Source organism: Acidovorax sp. LjRoot74, from assembly GCF_964254355.1.
Lineage (GTDB): Bacteria > Pseudomonadota > Gammaproteobacteria > Burkholderiales > Burkholderiaceae_C > Acidovorax.
The window spans coordinates 948,948-965,490 of record NZ_CAXUTI020000001.1 but is presented as its reverse complement, the minus strand read 5'-3'; the positions used below and the strand labels follow the sequence as shown (position 1 = coordinate 965,490).

Here is a 16,543-nt window from a genome sequence, read left to right as displayed (position 1 = left end):
GCACAAGCTCGCAGGGGCACATATCAAGCGGCTGCAGACACGCGCTGCGGGTTGTTGGGGTGCGTGGTCCAGTTGGCGTATTCGCCCGTCACCTTCTTACCCGTGCGCACATCGACCTCGCCGGGCTCCAGCGCGCGCATGGTGATGCACTCGGGCACGGGGCAGATCGACACGCAGAGGTTGCAGCCCACGCACTCGGCCTCGTTGATTTCGAACTTGCGCACGCCGCCTTCCTTGGTGAAGGTGATGGCCTGGTGCGAGGTGTCTTCGCACACCACATGGCAGCGGCCGCACTGGATGCAGGCGTCCTGGTTGATGACGGCTTTTTCAATGTGATTGAGGTTGAGGTTCTTCCAGTCCTTGACCGTGGGCACGGCCTGGCCTTTGAAGTCGTCGAGCGTGGCGTAGCCGTGCTCGTCCATGAAGTTGGACAGGCCGTCGCACATGTCCTGCACGATCTTGAAGCCGTACACCATGGCCGCCGTGCACACCTGCACCGTGCCGCAGCCCAGCGCGATGTACTCGGCCGCATCGCGCCAGGTGGTGATGCCGCCAATGCCGCTGATGGGCAGACCGGCGGTCTGTGCGTCGCGCGCAATCTCCGCCACCATGTTGAGCGCGATAGGCTTGACGGCCGGGCCGCAGTAGCCGCCGTGCGAGCCCCAGCCGTCGGTGCTCGGGCTCATGACCATGCGGTCCAGGTCCACCCCCATGATGGAGTTGATGGTGTTGATGAGCGACACCGCATCCGCCCCGCCCGCCTTGGCGGCGCGCGCAGGCTGGCGCACGTCGGTGATGTTGGGCGTGAGCTTCACGATCACGGGCAGCTTGCTGTAGTGCTTGCACCAGGCCGTGACCATCTGGATGTATTCAGGCACCTGGCCGACGGCCGCGCCCATACCGCGCTCGCTCATGCCGTGCGGGCAGCCGAAGTTGAGTTCGATGCCATCAGCACCGGTGTCCTCCACCAGCGGCAGGATGTTCTTCCAGCTCTCTTCCACGCAGGGCACCATGAGCGAGACGATCATGGCCCGGTCCGGCCAGTTGCGTTTGACGCGTTTGATCTCTTCGAGGTTGGTGTGCAGCGGCCGGTCAGTGATCAGCTCGATGTTGTTCAGGCCGATCACGCGGCGGTCTTGCGACATGAGCGTGGAGTAGCGCGGGCCGTTGACGTTGACGACCGCCGGGTCTTCGCCCAGCGTCTTCCACACCACACCGCCCCAGCCCGCCTCGAAGGCGCGGGTGACGTTGATCTCTTTGTCGGTGGGTGGTGCGGAGGCCAGCCAGAAGGGGTTGGGACTTTGGATTCCCAGAAAATTGCTGCGAATGTCTGCCATGGGGTACTCCCGTGAAAACTGGGGTGAAGGGGTTCAAGCCATCAATGCGGCGTGGATGGAAACAGCGGCGACCTTGCCGTGCTCCACCGCCTCCACCGTGAGGTCGCGGCCGCCCACGCGGCAGTCGCCACCCGCCCACACACGCGCCAGGCTGGTCTGGCCTTCGGCATCGGTGGCGATGCGCCCGCCCTCCAGTGCAATGCTCTTGCCCACGGGCTCGGCCACAAAGGTCTGGCCGATGGCCTTGAGCACCATGTCCGCATCGAGCGTGAAGGTCTCGCCGGTTTCCACCAGCTTGCCGCCGCTGAGCGCCGTGGCGGCGAAGCGCACGCCCTTCACCGCGCCGCCTTCGCTCAGCACCTCTTTCGGTGCGGCCCAGTGGCGAATGGTCACGCCATTTGTCTGCGCCCACTGCTGCTCCACAGCCGATGCCGACATGGCCTCAGCGCCCCGGCGGTAGACGATGGTCACTTCGTCGGCGCCCAGCTTGCGCGACTGCACGGCGGCATCCACCGCCGTCATGCCGCCGCCAATCACCACCACTCGGCGACCCACGGGCAGCGTCGAGAGATCAGTGCTCTGGCGCAGCTCGGCGATGAAATCCACCGCATTGCGCAAGCCGGAGGCCGTGGGCTCGGCCACGCCCAGCGCGTTCACGCCCTGCAGGCCCAGCCCCAGGAACACGGCGTCGTAGGCGTCCAGCAGGCTGTCGAGCGTGATATCGCGGCCCAGCTGCTGGCCGGTGCGCACTTCAATGCCGCCGATGGACAGCAGCCACTCCACTTCCTTCTGCGCAAAGTTGTTGGAGGTCTTGTAGCTGGCCAGGCCATATTCATTGAGGCCGCCGAGCTTGGGGCGTGCCTCGAACAGCACCACGTCATGCCCACGCACGGCCAGGCCATGTGCGCAGGCCAGGCCCGCAGGCCCGGCGCCCACCACGGCCACGCGCTTGCCGGTGGCGGCTGCGCGCTGGAACAGCGGTGCACCGGGCTTTTCAAAAAATGCGTCGGTGGCGTAGCGCTGCAGCGAGCCGATCTCCACCGGCTTGTCTTCGTTGGTGTTGCGCACGCAGGCCTGTTCGCACAGCACCTCGGTGGGGCACACGCGGGCGCACATACCGCCCAGCGGGTTGGCCTCCAGGATGGCGCGGGCGGCGCCCCGGTTGTTGTCCTGCGCAATGCGGTGGATGAACGAGGGGATGTCGATGCCCGTGGGGCAGGCCGTGGCGCAGGGGGCGTCGTGGCAGTAGTAGCAGCGCTCGGCCTCGATCAGCGCCTGCGCCCGGGTGAGCGGTGGGTGTGCGTCGCCAAAGTTGACGGCGTAGTCGGCCAGGTTCAGGCGTGCGGCATGAATGCCGCAGGCACGGCTTGCGGGTGTGTCCATCAGGTTTCCTCCGAGGGGGTCAGGGTGGGGGTCTGGGCGCCCATGGGGCGTGCAAGCGCACGCCGCGCGGCGTTGGAACGCCAGCCAGTGGCGCCAACCAATGCGGCACCAGCGTGAATGCTGGTACCCGCAAACTTCGGAGGTTTCATCGTGGTCCTCGCTGTGGGGTGGCAGGTGCCCGCTGCTTTGGTGCAGCGGTGCCCTGCGTTGTGGGTCAATTTACCAACGCGTAAAAATTTACCAATTGGTAAAATCCCTAGAGCAAACCGCGTGCCAGCCCCGCGCCAGCGATTTGCCAGTTTTCAGGCCCCGGCTTGTTCCACAATGGTGCAATGACTGCCGCCGCCCGCCCGCCCCAAGCCCCCTCCGCCCTCCGCAAGCCCCGATCCCCCCAGGTGCGACGCACCGCCCCTGGTGACGAGGTGGCGCCCCGCGCACCCAAGGCCTCGCGCCTGGCCAAGGAGCAGGGCATCCTCACCGAGGCCGAGAACCACTTCGCCCAATTCGGCTTCGAGGGCGCCTCACTGGAGAACATTGCCGCCGCTGCGGGCATCAGCCGCCACAACCTGCTGTACTACTTCCCGAGCAAGGAGGCGCTGTACCAGCGGGTGCTGGACGACGTGCTCACCCAGTGGCTGGCGGGCATGGAAGACCTGTCGCACAGCGACGACCCGCAGCAGGCGCTGCGGCGCTACATCCGCGCCAAGCTGCACTACTCGCGCACCCGGCCCCAGGGCGCCAAGGTGTTCACCAAAGAGGTGATTGCGGGTGCACCACGCTATGGCACGGCCATCACCGAGCGGGTGGCGCCGCTGCTCAAGACCGAGGTGCGCACCTTCGAACGCTGGGCGCGCGAGGGCCGCATTGCCAAGGTCAATTTCACACACCTGATGTTCATCATCTGGTCGGTCACGCAGGCGTATGCGGAGCAGGAAGCGCAGTTCGCCCTGCTGCTGGGCAAACCCGCACTGACCGAGCGCGACTACGAGAAGGCCGAGGAACTGATCGTGCGCATGGTGTTGAGCGCGCTGTCGCCCGACGCGGTGGTCTGAGCGCTGAAAGCGGCATGGTGGCGAAGCCATCCAGCGGGCCAAAGCCTGAATGCTATATATTTAATAGCTTAAAAGCCAATATGGTCGCGCGCAGAAGGCCAATTTTTATCCAACCTCCCCTCTCACCGGCGGCACCAGCGCCCTGAGCCGCCGGTACAGCGAACGTTCGCTGATGCCCAGTTGCCGCGCCAGCGCCGCACGGCTGCCCCGGTGGCTGGCGAGCGCCTGGCGCAGGGTGGCGTCGTCCGGCGGGGCGGAGGCATGTGTTGCACCCGCACCATCCGCCAAGGCTGGCAGGCCACAGGCCAGCGCCTGGTGCACATGTTCGGCATCGATCAGCGTGTGGTCGCACAGCAGGGCGGCGCGTTCCAGCAGGTTGCGCAGCTCGCGCACGTTGCCCGGGTAGGGCTGCGCCTGCAGCACGGCCACAGCGGCTTCGGACAGGCGCAGCGCGCGGTGGGCAGGTGCCAGGCGGTCGAGCAGCGCCTGCGCCAGCAGCGCGATGTCCTCCTGCCGCTCGCGCAGGGGCGGCAGGAGGACGGGGAAGGTGCCCAGGCGGTAGTACAGGTCTTCGCGGAAGCGCCCCTCGGCCACCAGACGCGGCAGGTGGCGGTGGGTGGCCGACACCACACGCAGGTCGGCATGCCGCAGCTCGGTGCTGCCCACACGGCGGTAGGTGCCGGTCTCCAGCAGGCGCAGCAGCTTGACCTGCTGGGGCAGGGGGATGTCGCCCACCTCGTCCAGAAACAGCGTGCCACCGTCCGCCACCTCCACCAGCCCGGCCCGGGCCTGGGCCGCGCCGGTGAAGGCGCCCTTCTCGTGCCCGAACAGCTCGGCCTCGAACAGGCTTTCGGACAGGCTGGCGCAATCCACCGGCACCAGGGCGCGTGTGGCCCGGGGGCTGCCCTGGTGCAGCGCCCGGGCCACCAGCTCCTTGCCGGTGCCAGATTCACCCAGCAGCAGCACGGCTGCCCGCGCGGGTGCCGCACGCGCCACCAGCGCCAGCATGCGCTGGAACGCTGGCGAGCGCCCGACCAGGCCCGGCACGCCGGGCAGGGTGGGGGCCGCCAGGGGCAGCGGCACCATCTTCTCGACGAAGAAGGCGGCCTGCCCGTCAGCCCCCCGGATGGGCGCGAGCGCGATCTGCACATATTCCTCGCCCTGCGGCGTGTGGTGCAGGTGCAGCACATGTTCGCGCTGGCCCGACTGGCGCGCCTGCGCCAGGGGGCAGGACTCGCCCGCCTGGTCGCAGGGCAGGCTGGCATGGTGCGACACCTCATGGCAGCGGCGGCCCACCACAGGGGCACCGCCGCCAAACTGCTGCCGGTAGGCCGCATTGGCCGCCAGGATGCGGTAGGCACCGTCCAGCAGGATGTGGGGGTCGGGCAGACCGTCGAGGAACGACACCAGTTCGGGCGGCGGGAGGTGGGGGCTGGCCATGGATGGATGTGGTGCAGACGGAGCACAAGGCAGAGCGCCGAAGGCCCTACGGTGCCCGAGTTCGGGCTCCCTGGCTTTGATCTATGCCATGGCGTCTGCACCTGGCAGTCGGTTGGCAGTGTTTTGGCAGTAGCTCGTATCCCTGGGCACGCGAAAAATTTCGGCACCCCGTTGATTCACAACGGTTTTCCGCCCGGCGCCTCGGTGGCACGCCAATTGCCAAGAGAAAGCCAGACCGGAACAGCCGCCGGACGATTTTGTATCCCCTCTGGTCGCGCCCCCGCCTGCTCCACCTCCCTCTCGAACACTGGAAAGTCGCCATGCCCTCCACACTCCTGCCCTCCCCTGCCGCACTTGTCCCCGCTATCGACAACCCGGCCCCCACCGAACGCCGCCAGATGGTGCTGCTGGCCGCAGCCGCTGGCGGCCTGGCCGCCGCCGGGGTGGCGATCCCCCTGGTGTCTAGCCTCGCGCCCAGTGAGCGGGCGCGGGCCCTGGGTGCCAGCGTGGAGGTGGACATCAGCGACCTGCCGCCGGGCGGGCTGGCCACAGTGGAGTGGCGCGGCAAACCGGTGTGGATCCTGCGGCGCACGCCCGACATGCTGGCCGCCCTGCCCCAGCTGGACCCGGCCCTGGCCGACCCCACATCGCAGAAAGACCAGCAGCCCGCCTACGCCCGCAACCCGGCACGCTCCATCCGCCCCGAACTTCTAGTGGCCGTGGGCATCTGCACCCACCTGGGTTGCTCGCCCAGCGCCATCCCCGCGGGCACGGCCCACCCCAGCGTGGTGCCCGACTGGCAAGGGGGTTTCTTCTGCCCTTGCCATGGCTCCACCTTCGACCTGGCGGGTCGCGTGTTCAAGAACAAGCCAGCGCCCGTCAACCTGGAAGTGCCGCCCCACCACTACGTGTCGGACACCCGCCTGCTGATTGGTGATGACAGCGCCTGAGGGATCGGCGCTGGCAACCCACGCCCCGGTCGCATCAGGCCTGCTTTTGCTGCCACAGCACATCCAGCACATGCTGGGTGGCAGGCTCCACGCCGCCTTCGCGGTGGGCAATGCCCAGCGGGCGCCAGAGCGGGCGCTGCAGGGGCAGCATGCGGATGCGCGGGTCCAGCGGCACAGCAGAGGCCCCGATGGCCACCCCAAACTGCTCCACTGTTGGCCAGTCAAACTGCTCCAGGCAGGACGGGGTGATTATGCGGGGTCTGAGGTGATGATCAGGCGTGCAGCAGCCTCTTTGAGCCTGTAGCTCTTGCCCTCGAACTCCAGCATGGCGCAGCGGTGCATGAGGCGATCGAGGATGGTGGTGGCCATGGTCGCGTCGCCCAGGTAGCGACCCCAGTCCTGCACGACGCGGTTGGAGGTGATGACGATGGAGCGGCGCAGCTTGTAACGCTGGTGGACCAGGGCCTGCAGCAACTCGGCGGCATGCTCGCTGATGCGCCTTGCCAGGAACAGGTCATCGAGCACCAGCAAGTCGGCCGCCACCCAGCCCTTGAGCAGACTGGCGCGCTCGTCGGCGTCGGCCAGCGCATAGCGAGCGAACTCGCTGTCAGCTTCGATGTAGGACACGTCATGACCGAGCAAGGTGGCTTGGTAGGCCACGGCCTTGGCGATGTGGCTCTTGCCGGTGCCGGGCTTGCCTACGATCAGGGCGTTGGCGCCTTCGCTGAGGAACTTCAAGGTGTGCAACTCGAAGCAGGCTGCGCGCGGCAGCTTTGGGTTGAAGCGCCAGTCGAAGTCGGCCAGGGAGGGCTTCTCATCCAGGCCGGAGAGCTTGAAGCGACGTGCCATCAGCCTGCTGTGGCGTCGGTCGAGTTCGTCTTGCAGCAAGGCTGAGAGCGTATCCAGAAAGGGCTCCTGAGCGGCCTGGGCCTGCATCAGGCGCGTCTGCAGGGTCTCAGCCATGCCTGACAGGCGCAGCTTGCGCAGGGTGGCCTCGATGTCGTGGGGGGTCATGGCGGTCATGCGAAGAAATCTCCTTGAGGTGTGATGGCGGGTGTCGTGGCCGCTGTGGCCATGGCGAAGAGTTCGCCGTACTCCTGTGGGTTGCGGATGAGGTCGTGCGTTTGCGTGGTGCTCGCGGGTGCGGCCTGCGTCGCTGTCGGGGCGGCATCGAGTTGGGCCAGAGCCTGCGCCACCAGGCGTTCGGTGATGGCCTTGACGTGGCGGTAGCTGTGCACACCGTCGTCGATGGCCTGGGCACAGGCGGTGTTGACCATCTGGCGTGGATAGCGGTCGGCCAGGTGCACGATGCCCCACAGCTTGCGCTGGCCCACACGGCCTTCGATGGCAAACAGCATCTGGCACAGCCGGGCGGCGTCCACGCCGATGGCATCGGCCTGCTTGAGGATGTGGAGGGTCTCGCGGGAGGGGTTGAAGACGCGCTCGTCCATGGGCAGCACCACGGTGCCTGGCCGCTCGGCCAAGGTGTGCGTGCGCAGCAGGGCCTGGGTCTGTAGGTCGCGAATCTCCAGGCGGCGCTCGAAGATGCGCACCAGCACCTTGGTGCCAATGTGCGCCGGCCGCGCGGCGTAGCTGCAATGGGCCACGCGCACGCAGCCGTCGTCGCACACGGTGCGCTGCTCGTCACGGAAGTACGCCATGGGCAGCGTGGGCAAGGGCTGCAGGTGGGGCCGCTCTTCTTCGAACATGGCCTGTACCTGGCGGCGCTCTGAGCCGTGGATGCGAGAGGCCGCCCACTTGGTCTCCCAGTGCTCCAGGTAGGTGTTCTGTTCTTCAATGGTCTCGAAGCGCTTGCCCTTGAGTGCCGTGGCCTGAGTGTGACCAATGGCATTCTCGACACTGCCCTTGCGGTTGGGGTCACGTACCCGCGCCGGGTCGGCCACGACCTCGTAGTGTGCCAGGGTGGCGGCGTACACGGGGTTGAGCTCGGGCTCGTACAGGTCGGGCTTGAGCACGCCTTCCTTGAGGTTGTCCAGGACCACGTATCGGCACGAGCCGCCAAAGTAGCGCCAGGCTTGTTCGTGCAGTTCGGCCCAGACCTGTTGGCCAGAATTCCAGACCACGCGGCGGAAACTGCGGCGCGAATACCGAAGCGTGGCCACGAACAGGCGTGGCTTGCGCCAGCGGTCGGTGCCGGGCACGCGGGTGGGCGCGCCTTCGCCGAAGTCCACCTGCATCTCCTCGCCGGGCAGGAAGCTCAGGCGGTCGAACTGCTCAGGCTCACGCACCCGGATGCGCGCCACGAAGCGTTTGACGGAGTTGTAGCGTGCAGCAAAGCCGTGGGCATCGACCAGGTCCTGGTAGATGGCCGTGGCATTGCGGCCCAAGCGCAACTGAGCTTCGATGAAGGCGCGGTGGGGCTCACACAGCGAGGTGGCCGCCGGCGCAGGCGCCAGCAGTAAAGCCGGTGGCCGGGGTGGAGCAGTTTGGCTGGCCAGGGGCACAACCAGGTCGGTGGCCACCCCGGGGCAGTTTGAATCGTCAGGCGACGGGGGCGGCGGATCGCCCTGGGCCTCAAAGCGCTTAGCCCAGGCGCGGATGGTGTGGCGGGAGATGCCGGTGCGGCGCTCAATCTCGCGCTGGGTGTTACCCGCGCGCAGGAGCGTCCAGATCGTGGTTTGTAGATGTGGCTTCAAGACGTTCACCTCGTGAATCCCCCCTTGTGATCAAGGGGGTGGAAGTTACGTCCTGCACGTCAGAGCTGAGGCGCCTGACTCACCGAAATCAATGGGTCAACTCACCCCGGCCAGGTGGAGCAGTTTGGGTGGCCATAAGTGGGGCAGTTTGGGTGGCCGCCGGGGGCAGAGGGGGCTTCATGGGGTAGCAGCGTGGCGCCATACCCAGCCGCCACCAAGCTTTTGATGGCGTCGTTGTAGTTGAGCTGGATGCGCGCCCGGGGGTGCTCGCCCGCTTGGGTAAACCATTCCTTGCACAGGCGCGACAGGCTGGTGCCCTCGTCGTTCAGGATCAGCGGCTGGCCCGCCAGCCAACGGGGTGTGGCGCGCCGGGGCGCGGCCCAGGCCGATGGCACAAAGGCCATGACCGGATCGCGGCGCCAGGGCAGCACCGCCATCCCGCGCACGGCGGGCTGCGGCAAGGCCACCAGGCCAATGTCCAGCGCTCCGCTCGCCAGCCGGGCCATGGTCTCTGGCGAGGTCAGCACCGCCACCTGCACATCCACGCCCGGGTGGTGCTGGCCCAGCACCTCCAGCGCCTGGGGCAGCAGGTGCGCAATGGCGCCAGTGGATGCACCCAGGCGCACCCGCCCGGCCAGCCCCTGCACCTGGCGCTGAATCAGGTCCAGAGTGTCGTCCGCATCGGACAGCAAGCGCCGCGCGCGTTCGACGAGCGCCTCGCCCACGCCCGAGGGCCGCACCTCGCCACGTTTGCGCACCAGCAGGGGCGCGCCAATCTGTGCCTCCAGGTCGGCGATGTGCAGGCTCACCGTGGGTGGTGCCAGGTGCAGCACCCGTGCGGCTTCGGCGAAGGAGCAGAGGTCGGCAATGGTGACCAGGGTACGCAGCCGGTCAAGGTTGAGTTCGCGCATGACGTTCAGTAAACCTGATGCTGATGTTTGTGAAATTCAACTTTTCAAAGTTTAGACCGGCGCCGAAGATTGCACATCCCTCACATCCCTTCTTTACCGGCACCCATCCACTTCGGCATCCGCCCCCCGGCCAGGGATGCTGCCTTGACCACCAGGAGCCCCACCCCATGACTGCATCTCCCCTTGTTTTTATCGACGGCGACCAGGGCACCACCGGCCTGCAGATCCACGAGCGCCTGCGCGGCCGCACCGACCTGCGCCTGCTGATCCTGCCCGATGCCGAACGCAAAAATGCGGCCCGCCGGGCCGAGGCCATCAACAGCTGCGACATCGCCATCCTGTGCCTGCCCGATGCCGCCGCGCGCGAGTCCGTGGCCGCCATCACCAACCCGGCCGTGCAGGTGATCGACGCCAGTTCGGCGCACCGCACCGACCCGCAGTGGGTCTATGGTTTTCCTGAAATGGATGCCGCGCAGCCTGCGCGCATTGCAAGCGCCCGGCGGGTAAGCAACCCCGGCTGCTATCCCACCGGCGCAGTGGCCCTGCTGTGCCCCCTGGTGCAAGCGGGCCTGCTGGGCCGCGAGCATGCGGTGTCGGTGCACGCGGTATCGGGTTACTCGGGCGGCGGGCGGGCCCGGGTGGAAGCGCATGAAGGCCCCAGTGGCGCGCATGCCCCGGCCTTTCAGCTGTATGGACTGCAGCTGAAGCACAAGCACACGCCTGAAATCGCACTGCACGCGGGCCTGGCCCAGCGCCCTTTTTTTGTGCCCGCCTATGGCGCGTTCCGCCAGGGCATCGTGCTGAGCATTCCCCTGTTCATGCACCAGCTGCCTTCGGGTGCCAGCGGCGAGCGGCTGCACGCCTGTTTGCAGCAGCACTACACGGGCGCCGCCCATGTCGAAGTCATGCCCCTGGCACAGGCCGAAGCCGCCGAACACCTGGACCCGCAGGCCCTCAATGGCACCAACCAGCTGCGGCTGGGCGTGTTCCACAACGCGCGGCATGGGCAGGTGCTGCTCACTGCTGTGTTCGACAACCTGGGCAAGGGCGCATCGGGCGCGGCCGTGCAGAACCTGGATTTGATGCTGGCCCACAGGGCCGGTTAGCCCCAGGGCTCTGAGCCCGCGCCAACAAAAAGGGCTCCCGATGGGAGCCCGATCTGTTTGATTTGCAGCCCCGGGGAAAAACACTCCCCATGGCAGCAACACCCCGCCAACGCGGCGTGCCACCACCATGGGAAGGCCCGCAACTGCGTCAACCGATTACATGGCGCTGAATTCGCCCGAAGGGATCTGGCCCGTGCGCAGGGCTTCAGCAGCCTGGGCACGCACAGCAGCGCGGTCGGCCGTGGACTTGTAGGTCACCACACGCGAACCTGCGGGCTCAATGCTGCGGGTCTGGGCCACCGTGGCGGCTTCAGCAGCCACTTCAGCACGGGTGCGGTTGGTGTCGAACTTCAGAGCGAACTGCGAGCCATCGGCTTCGTCAGCGTGGGCGCCGAAAGCAGAGAAAGCAGCCACAGCAGCGATGGAGATGATGCGAGCGGTCTTGTTCATGGTGAAACTCCGATGAAATTCAAAAAAGAGGGATGTACTAGGCAATACGAAACAGGAAGAGCGGTGGATTCAGCGAATCAAGCGCTGATCAATCAACCACGCTCGCCGTAAGAGATCTGGCCAGTGCGCACAGCTTCAGCAGCCTGGGCACGCACAGCAGCGCGATCAGCGGTGCTCTTGTAGGTCACGACGCGGGAACCAGCAGGCTCAATGCTGCGGGTCTGGGCCACAGTGGCGGCTTCGGCAGCCACTTCAGCGCGGGTGCGGTTCGTTTCGAACTTGGTGGCGAATTGCGAAGCATCGGCTTCGTCAGCGTGGGCGCCGAAAGAGGCGAAAGCAGCGACAGCGGCAATGGAGAGGAAACGTGCGGTGTTGTTCATGATGAAAATCCTTGAAGTTAAAAAGCGTCTCAAAAAAGCCGGGCCAAAAAACCATTCCTGAACCGGGTTCGGTGAGTCGCCTTGCGGGTTCGGCTCATCGATGGGTTGAACTGTACGCCGATGGTGTTCAGGGAAAAACCACTGGGTCGCGAACTGACTGTTCCAGTATTTGAAACAATGCCGCGTGGTGTGGACAGGCATAAAAAAAGCCCGTGGTTTCTTTCAGAACCACGGGCAGGGCGGGCGCAAACCCTCAGAGCCTGTTTAAAGGCGACGCTTTCTTGGCGGCACGCAAGGGCTGTGCGCCCCCCACCGCCGTCTCTAGTACAGGTACACGGCACCCGCGTTGGTGCGGCTTTCGTCAGCCTGGTTGCCGCCAATGCCGTTCGATCCACCGTCTTCCGTCGAGGCCCCGACGGCCAGCGTGGTGCCATCGCCCGACAGCGCCACCCGGCCGCCGAAACGGTCGCCAGTCCCGGTGTTCGGCGCCTTCAGGTAGGCCTGTTGCACCCAGGTGCCCGCCGTGCGGCGAAACACCAGCACGGCGCCCGCATCTGCGGCCGTGGTGTCGGCCTGGTTGCCGTTGAAGCCCGTGGCCGCGCTGTTGTCGCGGTAGGAGGGCACAACCAGCGTGTTGCCGTCGCTCGACATGCTGAGGTTGTTGCCAAAGCGGTGCGGGGTGCGGGTGTTGGACGCCTTCAGGTAAGCCTGCGGCTGCCAGGTCCCGCCTGCACGGGTGTAGACAAACACGGCCCCCGAGTTGAGTGCAAGGCTGTTGCTGGCCGGTGGCACCACAAAAACGCCCGTGTGGTCGCTGCTGTCTCCGTCCATGCCCACGGCCAGCGTATTGCCGTCCCCCGACAGCATGACCGCCACGCCAAAGCGGTCCAGCGCCAGAGGGCTGGGGGCCTTGAGGTAGGCCTGCTGGGCCCAGACCCCGGCGCTGCGCTGGAACACATAGGCGGCACCCGCGTCCTGCAGGGAGTCGTCGGCCGGGGTGGCGGCCGAGGCGCTGCGCTCAAAGAACGCCCCCACTGCCAGCGTGTCGCCACTGCCAGACAGGCTGAGGTAGATCCCGAAGAAGTCCCCCGCCCCTGCATTGGCGGCCTTGATATAGCCCTGCTGCGCCCAGCTGGTGCCCGTGCGGTTGAACACATAGGCCGCGCCGGACGACGCAAACGCCGCATCGCCGTGGGCACCCGTCAGGTCCCCACTTTCGTAGTAGGCGCCAACGGCCAGGGTGTTGCCATCGGCCGAGAGCGCAACAAACGCGCCGAACAGATCGAAGGCAAAGGTGTTACTGGCCTTGATGAACGCCTGCTGCGACCACGCGGTGCCCGCGCGGGAATAGACATACACGGCGCCAGAGCTGCTGGCCAGGTTGTTGCTGGGGGGCATGGCCGCAAAGGTTCCCGTCTGGTCGCCGCTTTCGCCATCGGCGCCAATCGCCAGGGTGTTGCCGTCGGCCGACAGGGCCACGGCGTTGCCGAAGTAATCGTTGGCCTCGCCATTGGGCGCGGTGATGCGCGCCTGCTGCGACCAGGTGCTGCCCGTGCGGGTGAAGACATACACCGCGCCCGTGTTGCCAGCTTCGCCATACGCCCCGACGGCCAGGGTCGTGCCGTTACTCGACAAGGCCACCCGGTTTCCAAACCGCGCCTCCGCTGCCGTGCTGGAGGCTTTGAAGTAGCCAACGGCCTGCACCATGTCTGCCGCCACCGAGGCCGAGGGGGCGCTGCATCCGCTGACGTTGCAGGCCCGCACCGTGTAGTTGGCATTCAGCCGCAGGTGCAGCAGCACCGGCACCGCGTGCGCGAGCGTGGTGGTGGCCGTGGTGCCGATCTGCGCAGCTGCCAGCGGCCCCGGCCCGTCAGGGTCTTCGTACACGGTGTAGCTGGTGGCATGAACTGCGGCCTGCCACGAAAAGTTGAGCGTCTTCGTCCCATAGGCAATGGCCAGGCCCAGCGGAGCAGCAGCAATGGGTGGAGGGGGCTGTGGCGGGGGGGGCACATCGATCGTGCGACAGGTCACCCGCACCTGCGTCACCTCTGACAATGCCACGCCAGTGGCGCCATTGGCCTCGCAAAACTGGTCCACCGGCTGCACCTGCACAGCCACCGAATAGGTGCTGCCATGGGGCACGGCCTGGGCAAAACGGAATGCCCCATCGATGGTCACCAACAGGTCGGCCGTGCCATTGAGCCGCAAGGTCAGCGCCCCCGCGAGGCCCGCCACCGTCCCGCCCACGGCATAGGTGTTGGTGGTGCAGCGGACCAGCACATTGGTGACCGGCCCCGCCACCACGCCCGCGCCGTTCTCCACCAGGCAGGTCTGCCCCATGGGCTGGGTGCGCACCACGATGTTGTACGACTCGCCCTGCGCCACCTGGGTGGCATAGCTGCCGCTGGTGGTGATGGTCCATTCCCCCCGCGTGCCATTGGCCAGCACCAGCACCCCGGCGAGCCCGCTCACCTGGCCACCCACGGGGTGCTGCACTGCCGCAGGCGGCGGGGGCGGAGGGGCCGCCGCGCCATCGCCGCCCCCGCAGGCCACCAGCGCGCTGCCCAACACCCCCACAAACACTCCGGCCGCCCAGCGGCGCATGCGCTGCAGCGCCTGGGGCAGCCCGAGCGGCCCACACGGTGCGCCGCTGGGGCGCTGTGGGCAAAGGGTTGGGCTAGGGGTAGGGGAGGGAAAAGAAGCAGATCGGGACATCAAGGGTTCTCCGCGCACGGGACAGGGACAGCGGCCCGGCAGGCCAGCACGCACTCTAGTTTTTGCAGGCGCTCGCACCCACCCCACCGAAGCCGGGTTGACAGACGGGGCTGGCGGTGTGCTTGCCTTTCAGTTCTGCGGCTGGCTGCCGATAAAACCTGGATAAAACCAACGAGAAAAATCCAGCAATGAGTGTTGTCGGCCTGTCCAGCCTCTCCCCCACCCCGGCGACCGCGTGGAGCCCCACAGTGGCCCCCGCCCCATTGGCAGCTACGCCCCTGGTCGCCGCACCGCCGACACCCATCACAGTCAACCCCACCACGCCCAGCCACAGCGCCGCCGCCACCCCATCGGTGAATGGCAGCAGCCAGTTCCTGCACATCACGCAGAGGCCAGGCAGCCTGGAGACAGCCACTGCCACCTACGAAGCGCTGCTGGAAATGCAAAACCGGGGCGGGCGCATGCAGGTCTGGGAACAGGCCCCTGACAACACACTGGCCGAGGTCATGGGCCGCAACGCCAGCGGCACCACACAACAGGGCCGTCTGGCGGGCCTGGGCTCGGCGCTGCTGGAGCAAGTGGCCAGCACGGGGGCAGGCTACCGGCAAACCGTGGTGGACATGGCTCCCGCCTATTCGCCCGACCGGATCCAGAGCAAGGCGATGGATGCGCTCTGGTCCTTCAAGAGCCGCCCGAGCGGCAGCGTGGAACTCTCCATCGAGACCCGTTCCGGCGCCCGGGTGCGACTGTCCATCCACGACCAGCGCGAGCCCAGCGCCACGGGTTCTGGCATGTCGGTTGAAATCGTGGTGGACGGAGAACTCAGCGTGCAGGAGCGCGAGGCGCTTCGGGCCCTCGCGGGCGGGTTCGACAAGGCCGTGCAAGGCCTGTCGGGCGACGACCCCAAGCTGGACGTGGAAGAACTGCTCCGGTTCGACACCAAGGCTTTTGCCCGGCTGGAACTGCAGCTGGAGAGTTACGGCAAGGACAGGGACGGCAACCGGGTGCTGACGCTGGGAGCACAGCTTCAGGTCGATGGAGACCGGCGCGCAGTGCAGCTGCGCAGCCGCGAGGGGGTGGTGAAGATGGCCACCGACCTGCGCCAACCCGCGCAGTGGGGCACGGATGCGCAACGAGCCAGCGCGGTGGAGCACTACCTGGGCCGCATCGACAAGGCGGCAGAACGCGGCCAGGCCCAACCGGCGCTGGTGGACCTGTTCAAGTCCACCTTTGCGGCCATGCACAGCCGCTACGACGCCCCCCAGGCGGGCGTCGGCCTGAAGCTTGGCACCCCGCTGCACACCCAAACAGGCACCTTCGGCGAAGACGACCAGGGCCTGCTGACGGGCCTGGCAGACTTCGATGCCAGCATCACCGCCACCACCCGGGCCACCAACCCGCGCCGCACGCAGGAACTCGACACGTTCCACTACACGCTGAACCAGTCCACCCACATCACGGGCAGCTCCAGCCGCAACCGGGCCGTCAGCCAGACCCAGACGGCGCAGCTCATGGCGTCCTACCACCAGTCCCTGCTGGTGTCGGCCGCGCCCCGGCTCGACACCACCTCGGCATCGCAGAACTACCTCTACAACAAGGTGGAAGACCGCAGCAGCACGGAGGTGGACCTGGCCTACGACAACGGCGAGGCTATCCGCGCCACGCTCACACGGGCCATGTCGCGCTCGCAACACACCACCCGGGTCGAAAACAACCAAGTCACCGCCAGCACCACCACCGCGCCCGGCGAGCAGTCCCGGCACACCGACCTGCTCCCCCTGCTCAAGCAGTTGCAGCGCCAGCAGGAGGCCCAGGACGCGGACGACACCGCCCGCCGCGAGCGGCAGGCCACCCTGCAATCCTGGCACGCCCAGGTATTGCAGGGCCTGTAACGGCCGCCCCGACAACCTGCCCAGCGCCTGTCACCCGGGGGCCTCCACCCCTACCCCACCCGGGCGGCGGCGTTCTGCACACCTTCGCCCCCCTTTTTGCCCCTCCAAACCCCCAGGCGTCTGTAGGGGGTGTCTTGAAACGGCCACAAATGCCCGTATCATTAGCACTCACTGCAGACGAGTGCTAACACCACCCCGCCTGCCGGAAGTTTGGTAGCGCCTGGGCATCCAGGCGCTGAGTACGTCAGCTTTTTTACTGAAAACAGGAGC

At 67.0% G+C, this 16,543-nt stretch carries 14 protein-coding genes and 1 pseudogene; 4 read left to right on the top strand and 11 right to left on the bottom strand.

Annotation, left to right across the window (positions count from 1 at the left end; all coding sequences use genetic code 11):
* Positions 1-23: 23 nt before the first annotated feature.
* The 3 genes from preA to ACSQ3O_RS04460 are packed head-to-tail and all read right to left on the bottom strand — an operon-like array spanning position 24 to position 2,869.
* Complete coding sequence (gene preA, locus ACSQ3O_RS04470; RefSeq protein WP_436137995.1) at positions 24-1,337, bottom strand: NAD-dependent dihydropyrimidine dehydrogenase subunit PreA; 1,314 nt, start codon at positions 1,335-1,337, stop codon at positions 24-26.
* A gap of 33 nt (positions 1,338-1,370) precedes the next feature.
* The gene (locus tag ACSQ3O_RS04465) at positions 1,371-2,720 is read right to left on the bottom strand and encodes an NAD(P)-dependent oxidoreductase (protein ID WP_436137994.1); all 1,350 of its coding nucleotides are present in this window, start codon (positions 2,718-2,720) and stop codon (positions 1,371-1,373) included.
* A complete protein-coding gene (locus tag ACSQ3O_RS04460) occupies positions 2,720-2,869 on the bottom strand; it encodes a hypothetical protein (RefSeq protein WP_436137993.1) in 150 nt (49 codons plus the stop codon). The genes ACSQ3O_RS04465 and ACSQ3O_RS04460 overlap by 1 nt, the downstream gene beginning before the upstream one ends.
* Positions 2,870-3,052: 183 nt before the next feature.
* On the opposite strand from ACSQ3O_RS04460, the gene ACSQ3O_RS04455 reads away from it, so the two are divergent.
* A complete protein-coding gene (locus ACSQ3O_RS04455; RefSeq protein WP_436137992.1) occupies positions 3,053-3,772 on the top strand; it encodes a TetR family transcriptional regulator C-terminal domain-containing protein in 720 nt (239 codons plus the stop codon).
* Positions 3,773-3,877: 105 nt separating this feature from the next.
* Here ACSQ3O_RS04455 and ACSQ3O_RS04450 read toward each other — a convergent pair whose 3' ends face one another.
* Positions 3,878-5,212 (bottom strand): sigma-54 interaction domain-containing protein, encoded by a 1,335-nt coding sequence (locus ACSQ3O_RS04450; RefSeq protein WP_436137991.1) that lies wholly within the window; start codon positions 5,210-5,212, stop codon positions 3,878-3,880.
* 320 nt (positions 5,213-5,532) lie between these two features.
* On the opposite strand from ACSQ3O_RS04450, the gene petA reads away from it, so the two are divergent.
* Positions 5,533-6,162 (top strand): ubiquinol-cytochrome c reductase iron-sulfur subunit, encoded by a 630-nt coding sequence (gene petA, locus ACSQ3O_RS04445; RefSeq protein ID WP_436137990.1) that lies wholly within the window; start codon positions 5,533-5,535, stop codon positions 6,160-6,162.
* 34 nt (positions 6,163-6,196) lie between these two features.
* On the opposite strand, the pseudogene ACSQ3O_RS04440 reads toward petA, so the two are convergent.
* From ACSQ3O_RS04440 to ACSQ3O_RS04425, 4 genes and pseudogenes are all read right to left on the bottom strand, one after another.
* Positions 6,197-6,346, bottom strand: a pseudogene (locus ACSQ3O_RS04440) (LysR family transcriptional regulator); the annotation flags it as partial.
* Between the two features lie 65 nt (positions 6,347-6,411).
* Positions 6,412-7,176, bottom strand: a complete 765-nt coding sequence (gene istB, locus ACSQ3O_RS04435; protein WP_374258801.1) for an IS21-like element helper ATPase IstB — start codon at positions 7,174-7,176, stop codon at positions 6,412-6,414.
* Positions 7,177-7,181: 5 nt separating this feature from the next.
* Positions 7,182-8,828 (bottom strand): IS21 family transposase, encoded by a 1,647-nt coding sequence (istA, locus tag ACSQ3O_RS04430; protein WP_374258795.1) that lies wholly within the window; start codon positions 8,826-8,828, stop codon positions 7,182-7,184.
* Positions 8,829-8,920: 92 nt separating this feature from the next.
* Positions 8,921-9,730, bottom strand: coding sequence for a LysR family transcriptional regulator (locus ACSQ3O_RS04425; RefSeq protein ID WP_436137989.1), 810 nt, complete (start codon positions 9,728-9,730; stop codon positions 8,921-8,923).
* Positions 9,731-9,897: 167 nt separating this feature from the next.
* Between ACSQ3O_RS04425 and argC the strand changes: the two genes are divergently transcribed.
* Complete coding sequence (gene argC / locus ACSQ3O_RS04420; protein ID WP_436137988.1) at positions 9,898-10,836, top strand: N-acetyl-gamma-glutamyl-phosphate reductase; 939 nt, start codon at positions 9,898-9,900, stop codon at positions 10,834-10,836.
* Between the two features lie 156 nt (positions 10,837-10,992).
* Here argC and ACSQ3O_RS04415 read toward each other — a convergent pair whose 3' ends face one another.
* The 3 genes from ACSQ3O_RS04415 to ACSQ3O_RS04405 all read right to left on the bottom strand — a co-directional run bounded on the left by ACSQ3O_RS04415 (position 10,993) and on the right by ACSQ3O_RS04405 (position 14,270).
* Complete coding sequence (locus ACSQ3O_RS04415) at positions 10,993-11,286, bottom strand: DUF4148 domain-containing protein (protein WP_137745186.1); 294 nt, start codon at positions 11,284-11,286, stop codon at positions 10,993-10,995.
* Between the two features lie 92 nt (positions 11,287-11,378).
* Positions 11,379-11,666 (bottom strand): DUF4148 domain-containing protein, encoded by a 288-nt coding sequence (locus ACSQ3O_RS04410; protein WP_298450385.1) that lies wholly within the window; start codon positions 11,664-11,666, stop codon positions 11,379-11,381.
* A 321-nt stretch (positions 11,667-11,987) separates the two neighbouring features.
* Positions 11,988-14,270 carry an FG-GAP repeat protein gene (locus ACSQ3O_RS04405; protein ID WP_436137987.1) on the bottom strand — a complete coding sequence of 761 codons (2,283 nt, stop codon included), beginning with the start codon at positions 14,268-14,270 and terminating at the stop codon, positions 11,988-11,990.
* Positions 14,271-14,569: 299 nt separating this feature from the next.
* Between ACSQ3O_RS04405 and ACSQ3O_RS04400 the strand changes: the two genes are divergently transcribed.
* Positions 14,570-16,273: a hypothetical protein gene (locus tag ACSQ3O_RS04400; protein WP_436137986.1), complete on the top strand. Its 1,704-nt coding sequence runs from the start codon at positions 14,570-14,572 to the stop codon at positions 16,271-16,273.
* Positions 16,274-16,543 lie beyond the last annotated feature (270 nt).